Genomic DNA, 7773 nt, shown 5'->3' with positions numbered 1-7773 from the left:
AATGCTCAACTGATATGAAATCGTTTTAATGTTTTATATCAGCCGTTAAACGAAGGTAGCTGAAAATTTTTACAAAGTCAAGTTGAATATACATCGCTACCTATTCTGGAATTTTTAATCATGAAACCTCGATTTATCGAGTTGTTAATAACCCATTTTCGTTTTAACAGTTTTCAAAACAAATTATAAGTAATTTTAAAGTGCTATTCAAAGCACATTCAATCTTTATTTTACTGTAATGAACCCAAAATCTGCCATAAAAGGACGTGGTGCGCAACTTAATGTCCCTAATCGTTTCTTCGAATTAAGTCATGACATGCGTGACGATTTTTTAGAATTCTGTCAAAAAGAAGGCGAAGAAAGTGATAAAAATAAAACACTTTATTTAGAAGTGTTTCCTAAAACGATAGTCAATAAAGTTGAGAGTCCAGATATAGGGATGGCATACTCTATGAATGTCTACCAAGGTTGCGAACACGGTTGTATTTACTGCTATGCTAGAAACTCGCACGAATTTTGGGGTTATAGTGCAGGTTTAGATTTTGAGCGTCGCATTATGATAAAAAAAGACGCACCAAAATTATTAGAAGCTTTAATTAAAAAGAAAAGTTGGAAAGCGCACCCCATCGTCATGTCTGGAAACACCGATTGTTACCAACCCGCCGAAAAGCAATTTAAAATAACACGGCAATGTTTAGAAGTGTTTTTAAAATATAAGCACCCGGTTGCTATTATTACAAAAAATGCCTTAATACTTCGTGATTTAGATCTTTTGAAAGCGTTAGCTAAAGATAATTTAATAGGTGTAAATATGTCTATTACGTCACTATCTGAAGATACAAGACGTATTTTAGAACCCAGAACAGCAACTATAAAAAAGCGACTAGAAACGGTTAGAATATTAAGCGAAAATGGTATTCCTGTTAACGTGATGTTAGCACCCATTATTCCATCAATAAACAGCCACGAAATTTTATCATTAGCTAAAGCAGCATCAGATTATGGCGCACTAGGAATAGCGCATACCATTGTTAGACTTAATGGAGCGATTGGCGAAATTTTTACCGATTGGATTAAAAAAACCATGCCCGATCGCGCTGATAAGGTTTTACACCAAATAGAAAGTTGCCATGGAGGAAATTTAAACGATAGCCGCTACGGAACACGTATGCGAGGCGAAGGTAAAATAGCAGAACAAATAAATATGTTGGTACGTTTAGCTAGAAAAAAGTATTTTAAAAATAAGGTTATGCCAAAACTAAATTGCGATTTACACGAAACTTATAAAGTTGGGCAATTAAAGTTGTTTTAAGCTTTTCCGTTCCATTCTTCATAAAACTTATCTAAAAAACCTAGCATATAAGCATGCCTATCTGTGGCAATTCGTCTCCCAGTTTTGGTGTTCATTTTATCCTTTAACAACAATAGTTTTTCGTAAAAATGATTGATTGTTGGTGCATTTGATGCTTTATATTCAGCTTTACTCATATTGAGATTTGGCTTAATTTCTGGATTATAAAGCGCTCTGTTTTTAAAACCGCCATAATTAAAACAACGCGCAATACCAATCGCCCCAATCGCGTCAAGTCTGTCGGCATCTTGAACAACGTCTAATTCTAATGATTTAAAATTTTGTCCTTTTTCTAAAGACTTGTTAAAAGATACGTTTTCAATAATTTTTATAACATGCTCAATAATTGTAGAATCGACATTGAGTTTAAATAAAAATTCGCGTGCTATTTTAGGACCAATAGTGTCATCACCATTATTAAATTTACTATCGGCAATATCATGAAGTAATGCGCCTAACTGCACAATAAACACATCTACTACTTCATTTTTAGAAATGAGTAAGGCATTATTGTACACCCTTAGGGTGTGAAACCAATCGTGCCCGCCTTCTGCATCGGTAAGTGTTTCTTTTACAAAGGTTATAGTCTTATTTATTATTTCTGTGGAAGTACGCATAATATAAAAATAAAAATTCCTTTCGATTAAGAAAGGAATTGATTTATAAATTAAATATAATTAACTACTTTATAACTGCAGGCTCCACCCATTTAAACTCAAAAGAGTTTTCAGGAATTTTAACGCGGTCTGCTAAACGTAACATTCTACTTGGAAGTTTCATTAAGTAGTCTCTGGCTTTTTCGGCTTCATCGGTAAGGTTAGTAATTTTATCAATTTCCCAACGAACAATTAATTTCTGCAAAATATCAACATAATCTTTTGAAGTATAAACACCAATTCGTTGTGCGGTATTAGAAAACTCTTCAAAAGCCGTACTTATTTTATCTCCAGACTCTCTTAAAAAATGAGCAGGCATCGTTATTTTTTGTTTCATCATATAATGAAAAGCCATCATCATTTGGCTAGGGTCTACTTTAAAAATGCGCTCTACAAACTCAGAATAAGCATGATGGTGTCGCATTTCGTCACCCGAAATAATTTTACACATTTTAGCAAGTTGCTTGTTCCCTTTCTCTTTAGCAAGTTTTGCAACTCGATTGTGAGATACATAAGTTGCTAGTTCTTGAAAACTGGTATAAACAAAGTTTTTATAAGGGTCTCTATCTGTTCCAATATCGAAACCATCAGCAATTAAATATTGTGTGGTCTTTTCAATTTCACGCATGTTTACACGACCAGAAAGGTATAAGTATTTATTAAGTACATCGCCATGGCGGTTTTCCTCACCAGTCCAATGGCGCACCCATTTTGCCCAAGGATTTTCTCTATCTTGTTGCTTAACGCCCTCAACATCCATAAGCCACGATTCGTATGTTGGTAAAGCTTCTTCGGTAATCATATCACCAACTAAAACTACCCAAAAATCATAAGGTAATTCTTTTGAGAGTTCTCTTATTTCTCTAACGTCTTCAAAAAAATGATCACTTTCAGAGTTTGGTAAAAAATCTGTAGGTTGCCATATTTTTTCTATTGGAATAAGATATTTTTCTATTAGAGATTCAACGTCTTTTTCTAAAAACTGCATGACTTCTAATCTAACATTCTTCGACGACATAATTTAATTTTAAGGATGAATATGTTCTTTTATAGTAGTTTCAATACTATTTAAAAGATCTTGCTTGCTTGCAAAGGTACTAACTTTTATAGGCTTATGGACAGTAAAAGTAATATGAGTACCTAATCCCATAGGAAATTTACCATAACGGACTATTTTCCAGGAGTTATTAATTGAAATAGGAACAACTAAAGCTGATGGTATTTTTTTAAACAGAATTTCTAAACCTTTTGTTTGAAAGGGTTTTGGGTTTCCGTCTTTGCTTCGTGTACCTTCGGGAAAAATAACTGCAGCACGTTTATTTTTTTCAATGTACTCGCCAAATTTCATAAGAGCTGGAAGAGACTGTCTTGGATTTTTTCTGTCTATTAAGGCAGCTCCGCCATGACGTAAATTGTACGATACACTGGGTATGCCTTTGCCTAATTCAATTTTACTTATAAATTTTGGGTGATATTTTCGCATATACCAAGTAAGCGGGTATATATCGTGTAAACTTTGATGATTGGCAACAATAATTAGAGGTTGATTAGTATCTATGTTATGCGGATTATGAAACGAGAAACGAGTTCCTAAAATATTAGCACAACGCATTAAGCAAAATTGTAAAATATCGACACTTTTTTTGTGTGCTTGATAGCCAAAAACATTAAAACAAAACCATTGTATAGGATGGAATATTACTAAGGTTAATAAAAAAGCTAAGTAATACAAAAAAGTTAAGGGGTATGACAATAGTTTAAGCATGCCCAAAAATACATAAAAACTTAGTTTTAATATAGAGGAATGTAAATGTTATTTTGCAATTAATAATGAGTCTGTTATTTATAAAAATTCATTTCATCTAAATATTCCCAAACGTGTTGTGGTAGCATAGGCTGAATATTTTTACCAGTTTTAATGGCGTTGCGAATAAAGGTTGAAGACAGCTCCATTATAGGCGCATCGATATGATGAATTTTTTTATGATTATCGAATTGTGTTTCGGCGTGTCCTTTAGAAATTCTTGGGTACACGTAAATATGATGATTTTTAAGTATTAATTCAAAATTTTTCCACTTATGAAAACTCTTTAAATTGTCTTCACCCATAATTAAGGAGAACTTATAATCTGGATATTTTTCTTGTAAATAGGTAAGCGTATTTATAGTGTAATTGGGTTGCGGTAAATTAAATTCTATATCGCTTGGTTTTAGTTTGGTGTAGTCTTTCGTGGCACGATAAACCATTTCTAAACGTTGATAATTATCTAGTAAGCTCCTCTTTTTTTTAAACGGATTGTGTGGTGTTACAACAAACCATATTTGGTCTAAATTGCTATGCTCTACTAAATGGTTTGCAATTACAAGATGCCCAATATGGATAGGGTTAAAAGAGCCAAAATACAATCCAACCTTCATGTTTAAGAGTTTACAAAATTGCTAATTAAATTTTCAGCTTCGTTAAGTGCGTTTTCTAAATTATCATTTTCAATAATTATATCAAATAAAGGTGCTGTTGCAAGCTCTGCAGAGGCTTTTGCAATGCGCATATTTATTTTATCTTCAGTTTCAGTTTTGCGTTTTTTTAATCTAATTTTAAGTTCGTCTATACTTGGTGGTTTTACAAAAACAGCTAGTGTTTCTTCTGGAAATTTTCGCTTTATACGTAATCCTCCAGACACATCAATATCAAAAATAACATGTTTTCCTTTTGCCCAAATACGCTCGACTTCGGTTTTTAAAGTACCGTAAAAATTATCACGATATACTTCTTCCCACTCTAAAAACTCGTCGTTTTTAATTTTATTTTTGAACTCTTTTGCACTCAAAAAATAATAATCTTTTGCGTCTATTTCTTCGCCGCGTTTTGCTCTTGATGTTGCCGATATTGAGAATTCTAAGTTTAAATCTTCAATACCCAATAAGTGTCTTACAATAGTTGTTTTACCAGAACCTGATGGTGCTGAAAACACGATAAGTTTACCTTGTTTTTTACTTTCTTTTTTTGCCACGAATAGTATTTTAATGAGGTCTCGACTGCGCTTGACCCGACAATCTTATTTTTACTGCCAACTGAAACTGAATGCTGCTAGCTTTTTACAGCACATTTAACAATTGTTCTTTAATTTTTTCCAATTCGTCTTTCATTTGCACAACCAATTGTTGCATTGGGGCATAATTACTTTTAGAGCCAATAGTATTTATTTCTCGACCTATTTCTTGACTTATAAAACCTAATTTTTTACCGTTGGAATCGTTAGAGTTTAAGCATTCAGTAAAGTAGTTCAAATGGTTTTTCAATCGTACTTTTTCTTCAGTAATATCAAATTTTTCTATGTAGTAAACAAGTTCTTGCTCAAAACGATTTTCATCATATTTTTCTTTTAACTCTTCAATACCTTTTGTTAAACGCTCGCGAACACCATCTATTCTATCAGGATCCATAGTAATTACTTGCTCAAGTAAATCGGCAATAATAACAATACGATTATTAAAATCTTGCTCCAAAACTTTGCCTTCGGTTAAGCGGTAATTAGACAAGTTATCCACTGCTGTGTTTATTTCATTTTGAATAGATTGCCATTCAGTTTCGTCAATTTCTTCGCGAATAGTGTTTAATGCATCGGGAAAACGAACTGCCATTTTAAGTAAATTCATATCATCGCCATCAACCACTTTTTTTAATTGATTAATGTATTGTTTAACAACAGGCGCATTAATTTGAGTTGAAGTGTCTTCAGCGGTTGTTTCAACATAAATTGAAAAATCTATTTTACCACGTTCTAATTTTTTAGCAAGAAGTTTTCTTATAGCAAGTTCTTTTTCTCTATAAATAGAAGGCATTCTAGCATTCAAATCTAAATTTTTACTATTTAAAGATTTGAGTTCTATAGTAATTTTTTTTGTTGGTAATTGCAATACAGATTTTCCGTAACCTGTCATTGAATGTATCATATTCAAATATATTAAGTTACACAAAGGTAAGTAAAACCTAAAGTTTAGGAATGTATTATTTAAAATTAATAATGTTTTCTAAAGCTTCAATTTTAAATTTATCAATTTCAGGTGTGGTGTGTTCTTTTTTTAATAACTTAGTATAAGTTAATGTGCTTTTTGGTAAAGGACGTTGGCTTTCTAAAGTTGAGTCTTTATGCCATTTCACGATAATCTCAAACCTTTCTTCTGTCAAGCCATTCGTCATTTCCTCTTATATAAGATGCCCTAAATGCTTTCCTGTAAGTAATGACGCCCTAGCTGGAGCGCATACTAGGAGCACCAGAATAGTGTTGAGTAAATAACATACTATTTTTAGTCAATGTATTAATGTTTGGAGTTTTATTTTTTATTGACCATAAGCCCCTAATTTGGCATAACCTAAATCATCAGCTAAAATATAGATAATGTTAGGTTTTGCTGAGCTGTTATTCGTTACCTTTTCTTTCTTGTTACAAGAAGAAATATAAAACAAAAACGAGATATTTAGTTTTTAGCATTATGCAGAGTAATTTAAAATAATTCACAAAATAAAAGACTTTATCTCTAAAGCATGAATATTTAGTAAAAGTAAATTAATATTTTTACCATTAATATTTCAACAAAATTTAATGAAAAATAATATATATAGCCTTATATCTTGCCTTTGTTTTTTAGCTTTTTTAAGTTGTAAAGAGCAAAAAACACGTACAATTGAAGATACGAATAGTAAACTTAAAACTAGCAAATTAGATAGTTTAGTTAATAATCCGCCAGAGGGGATGGTTTGGATTCCTAAAGGATCTTTTTTACAAGGCGCAGTTCCGCAAGATAAAATAGCTATGATGCACGAAAAACCACAACACCAAGTTAGTGTCGATGGGTTTTTTATGGATATAACTGAGGTGACAAATGCTCAATTTTCAAAATTTGTTGATGAAACAGGATATATTACTGTAGCTGAAAGGGAAATTGATTGGGAAGAGATGAAAAAACAACTGCCAGAAGGAACAGCAAAACCTCATGATACCATTTTACAACCAGGCTCTTTAATGTTTAAAAAAACTAAAACATCGGTTCCTAATTTATATGATTTTTCGCAATGGTGGCAGTGGGCTATTGGAGTAAATTGGAAACATCCAACTGGTGTAAACTCTTCTTTAGAGAGTAAAGAAAATTACCCTGTAACACATATTGCTTTTGAAGATGCTCAGGCCTATTGTAAATGGGCAGGCAGACGTTTGCCAACCGAAGCAGAATGGGAATATGCTGCTAGAGCAAACAAAGAAAATACCACTTATTTTTGGGGAGATGATAGTAGTTTACTACCTAAGAAAGCAAATACTTGGGAGGGTGAATTCCCTGTGTTTAATACTTTGGAAGATGGTTTTGAAAGAAGCGCTCCCGTAAAATCGTATCCTCCAAACGATTTTGGGTTATATGATATGGCTGGTAATGTTTGGGAATGGACTATGGATTGGTATAATGTAAATTACTATACAGAACTAGCATCAGCAAATACAGTGATAATTAACCCTAAAGGAGCAGATAAAGCTTATAATCCTAACAATCCTTATATACAAGAGAAAATTATAAAGGGAGGGTCTTTTTTATGTAGTTATACGTATTGTGCTAGTTATAGGGTATCTTCTAGAATGGGTTCTAGTAGAGACTCTTCATCGGAGCATATTGGGTTTAGAACGGTTGTAAGTCTTGATATGTTGATGAAAAAATGATTTTTTTAAATAAAAAAAACCTCTATCTATTTGATAAAGGTTTGTGTACTCAAGGTGG

At 32.5% G+C, this 7773-nt stretch carries 9 protein-coding genes; 2 read left to right on the top strand and 7 right to left on the bottom strand.

Translation table 11 applies throughout. The features are described 5' to 3' along the window. The first annotated feature begins 238 nt into the window (after nucleotides 1-238). Nucleotides 239-1312: a PA0069 family radical SAM protein gene (locus tag AADI82_RS11910; protein ID WP_341216654.1), complete on the top strand. Its 1074-nt coding sequence runs from the start codon at nucleotides 239-241 to the stop codon at nucleotides 1310-1312. On the opposite strand, the gene AADI82_RS11905 is transcribed toward AADI82_RS11910, so the two are convergent. From AADI82_RS11905 to AADI82_RS11875, 7 genes are all read right to left on the bottom strand, one after another. After that, nucleotides 1309-1968: an HD domain-containing protein gene (locus tag AADI82_RS11905; protein ID WP_341216653.1), complete on the bottom strand. Its 660-nt coding sequence runs from the start codon at nucleotides 1966-1968 to the stop codon at nucleotides 1309-1311. The genes AADI82_RS11910 and AADI82_RS11905 overlap by 4 nt on opposite strands. A gap of 64 nt (nucleotides 1969-2032) precedes the next feature. Continuing rightward, complete coding sequence (locus tag AADI82_RS11900) at nucleotides 2033-3025, bottom strand: acyl-ACP desaturase (protein WP_341216652.1); 993 nt, start codon at nucleotides 3023-3025, stop codon at nucleotides 2033-2035. A 9-nt stretch (nucleotides 3026-3034) separates the two neighbouring features. Then, complete coding sequence (locus tag AADI82_RS11895) at nucleotides 3035-3772, bottom strand: lysophospholipid acyltransferase family protein (RefSeq protein WP_341216651.1); 738 nt, start codon at nucleotides 3770-3772, stop codon at nucleotides 3035-3037. A gap of 74 nt (nucleotides 3773-3846) precedes the next feature. After that, entirely contained in the window at nucleotides 3847-4425 is a 579-nt protein-coding gene (gene nadD / locus AADI82_RS11890; protein WP_341216650.1) for a nicotinate (nicotinamide) nucleotide adenylyltransferase, read from the bottom strand. Nucleotides 4426-4427: 2 nt separating this feature from the next. Further along, complete coding sequence (gene gmk / locus AADI82_RS11885) at nucleotides 4428-5018, bottom strand: guanylate kinase (protein ID WP_341216649.1); 591 nt, start codon at nucleotides 5016-5018, stop codon at nucleotides 4428-4430. 85 nt (nucleotides 5019-5103) lie between these two features. After that, nucleotides 5104-5961 (bottom strand): YicC/YloC family endoribonuclease, encoded by an 858-nt coding sequence (locus tag AADI82_RS11880; RefSeq protein ID WP_341216648.1) that lies wholly within the window; start codon nucleotides 5959-5961, stop codon nucleotides 5104-5106. A gap of 55 nt (nucleotides 5962-6016) precedes the next feature. Continuing rightward, a complete protein-coding gene (locus AADI82_RS11875; protein ID WP_341216647.1) occupies nucleotides 6017-6208 on the bottom strand; it encodes a hypothetical protein in 192 nt (63 codons plus the stop codon). A gap of 403 nt (nucleotides 6209-6611) precedes the next feature. Between AADI82_RS11875 and AADI82_RS11870 the strand changes: the two genes are divergently transcribed. Next, complete coding sequence (locus AADI82_RS11870; RefSeq protein WP_341216646.1) at nucleotides 6612-7715, top strand: formylglycine-generating enzyme family protein; 1104 nt, start codon at nucleotides 6612-6614, stop codon at nucleotides 7713-7715. Nucleotides 7716-7773: the final 58 nt, after the last annotated feature.

Source organism: uncultured Wocania sp. (assembly GCF_964021735.1).
Classification (GTDB): Bacteria; Bacteroidota; Bacteroidia; order Flavobacteriales; family Flavobacteriaceae; genus Wocania_A.
The sequence above is the reverse complement of the archived record's forward strand: the minus strand, read 5'-3'. Positions and strand labels throughout refer to the sequence as shown.